Raw genomic sequence first — 3,048 nt, forward strand, 5'->3', positions numbered from 1 at the left:
GCCGTTTCCACCGCCTCGTCGATCTTTTCCGGGGACTTTCCTCCGGCCTGAGCCATGTCGGCCCTTCCGCCGCCCTTGCCGCCCACCACCGGGGCGAGCCTCTTCACTATCTCTCCCGCGCTGAACCTTGCGGTAAGGTCCTTTGTAACCGCGGCCAGCAGGAGCGCTTTGCCGTCCTGGCTGCTTCCGAGCACCACTATGCCGGAGCCGAGCTTCGCTCTTAATGCGTCCGCTGTCTCCCGGAGCTCTTTCGCCCCGCCGGACTCTACCCGTACGGCCAGGACCTTCACCCCGTCCACGGTGCGCGCCCGGCCGATGAGCTCAGTGGCGGATTCGGCCTTCTTTCTCCCCTTTAGCTTGGTGGCCTCCTTTTCGAGCTCCTTCTGCCTCTCGAGGAGTTTTCTTATCCTGTCGGGGAGCTCAGACTTTCCGACCTTGAGGGCCGCGGCGCACAGGCCGAGGAGCTCTTCCGTTTCGCTTACGGCCTGAAGCGCGGCCTCGCCGGTGAGCGCCTCTATCCTCCTTGTCCCCGAGGCCACCGAGCTTTCGGAGCGGACCTTTATAAGCCCTATCTCTCCGGTCCTCTTGACGTGCGTCCCTCCGCAGAGCTCCGCGCTCATGCCGGGGATGCTCACCATCCGTACCGTATCCGCGTACTTATCGCCGAAAAACGCGAGAGCTCCCTTCTGAAGCGCCTGCTCGTAGGGCAATACCTCGGTCTCCACCTCGATATTCGCCCTTACCACGATGTTGGCCTTCTGCTCGATAGTCCTTATCTCCTCGTCCGTTATAGCGGAGAAGTGGTTGAAGTCGAAGCGGAGTCCGGCGGGGGTGACGAGCGAGCCGGCCTGCCTTACGTGCTCCCCAAAACTCTCCCTCAAGGCGGCGTGGAGTATGTGCGTGGCGGTGTGGTTGCGGCGGATGGAGTTCCTCCTGTCCATATCCGGCACGAGTTCGATCTCGTCCCCTATTGACACCGTCCCCTCTTCCACGACCGAGTGGTGAGTGACCAGGTCCTCGGCCGGTCTCTTCGTATCCGTTACCTTTATCAAGAGACCGCTGGCGACTATCGCACCCGTGTCTCCGGCCTGTCCTCCGGACTCGCCGTAGAAAGGGGTCTCTTCCGTTATAATCCCCACCTTCTCTCCGGCGGAGGCGGACTCCACTCTCTTGCCGTCCTTTATTATGCAGGTGACCCTGGACGACGCGGCCTCCATCTGGTAGCCGACAAAGCTCGAAGCGACCCCGGCAGCCGAGAGTTCGGAGTAGATGGTTTCAGCCCCCACCTCGCCCCCGGGCTCCCCTGAGCCCCTGGGCTCCGCTGAGCCCCCGGGCTCCGCTGAGCCCTTCCAGGCCTTCCGGGCCTTTTGGCGCTGCTCTTCCATGGCCGTATTAAAACCCTCTTCGTCCACGGTAAACCCCTCCTTCTCCACTATATCTGCGGTGAGGTCCATTGGAAAGCCGTAGGTGTCGTAGAGCTTGAATAGTGCCGGGCCGGGCACCACGGTTTCACCCTTCTTCTTGAGCCCGCCTACCTCCTCTTCGAGTATGGCCAGCCCCTTGTCGAGAGTTTCGAGGAACCTTTCCTCTTCCGCTCTCGTGGCTTTCATTATGAGCTCCCTTGCGTTCTTGAGCTCGGGGTAGGTGCCGCTCATAAGCTCCACGACCTTTTCGTTTATCCTGTAGAGGAGGGGCTCGCCCGGTTTGAGGAGCCGTATGTGTCTTGCGGCCCTTCTTATTATTCTCCTGAGTACGTAGCCCCTTCCTTCGTTCGACGGCAGTATCCCGTCGGTGATGAGGAAGGCCGTCGCCCTCGAGTGGTCGGCCACGGCCCTTATGGAGACGTCCGTGGGGCTCCGGCCGTATTCGTACTTGACCGCCGTGAGCTTCTCTATCAGCTCTATTATGGGTATGAAGAGGTCGGTTTCGTAGTTGCTCTTAACCCCCTGCATCACGGCGGCAAGCCTTTCGAGGCCCATGCCCGTGTCTATGCTGGGGCTCGGGAGCGGGGTGAGCTTTCCGGCGGCGTCCCTGTCGTACTGCATGAAGACCAGGTTCCATATCTCGAGGTACCTGTCACAGTCGCAGCCGGGCCGGCACGTGGGCTTGCCGCACCCGAGTTCCTCCCCCTGGTCTATCAGTATTTCGGAGCAGGGGCCGCAGGGGCCTGTGTCTCCCATGCTCCAGAAGTTGTCCTCCTCCCCGAGCCTTACGATGCGTTCTTTCGGGAGCCCTGTCTTTTTCTTCCACAGTTCGGCCGCCTCGTCGTCTTCGGTGAAGACCGTGGCGTAGAGTTTCTCCTCTGGCAGTCCCATCTCGCGCGTGAGGAACTCCCAGGCGAACTCTATGGCGCCCTCCTTGAAGTAGTCCCCGAAGGAGAAGTTGCCGAGCATTTCGAAGAAGGTGTGGTGGCGTGCGGTCCTGCCGACGTTTTCAAGGTCGCTGTGCTTCCCCCCGGCCCTCATGCACTTCTGGCAGGAGGCGGCCCTTACGTAGTCGCACTTTTCCTCGCCCAGCAGAACGCCCTTGAACCGGACCATGCCTGCGTTGGTAAAGAGAAGCGTGGGGTCGCCCTTCGGCACGAGGCCCGAGGAGGGGACGAGCGTGTGGCCGTTCCTCTCGAAGTAGTCGAGAAATTTTTTCCTTATGTCGCTTGTTTTCATGAAGGTGCCGCTTTAGCTCTCCTCCGGGGACGTACCGGTGTGGGACTCCTTCAAGACCGAGAGGGCCACGGAAGCGGGGAATCCCCGTGAGTTGAGGAACCTGAAGGCCTTTATCTCGCCTTCCCTTTCAAGGGGTACCTCGTGGCCGCCGCGTTTAAGCCACCCATCGAGCGCTCTCCTGGCGGCGCCGGTTTCCTCTTCCCCGGCCGACTCCCTTGAAAGTTCATCGATTATCTCTTGCGCTATCCCCTTTTCCCGGAGTCTCGATGTTATCTTGATGCTTCCCCAGTTACGCGACTCCCTTCTCGAGCGGGACCATTCCCGGGCAAAGGTTTTGTCGTCGAGGTAGTTCATCTCCCGGAGCCACAGGACGGTGTCCTCTACC

Annotated in this window: 2 protein-coding genes; both read right to left on the minus strand. The window is 60.8% G+C overall.

Annotation, left to right across the window (positions count from 1 at the left end):
- Positions 1-2,663 (minus strand): alanine--tRNA ligase (gene alaS, locus V3W31_07240; protein MEE9614733.1); only part of this gene is annotated, 2,663 nt, incomplete at its 3' end.
- 12 nt (positions 2,664-2,675) lie between these two features.
- On the minus strand, positions 2,676-3,048 hold a 373-nt coding region (locus tag V3W31_07245; GenBank protein MEE9614734.1), incomplete at its 5' end, for a regulatory protein RecX.

The sequence above is a fragment of the Thermodesulfobacteriota bacterium genome (assembly GCA_036482575.1).
GTDB lineage: Bacteria > Desulfobacterota > GWC2-55-46 > GWC2-55-46 > JAUVFY01 > JAZGJJ01.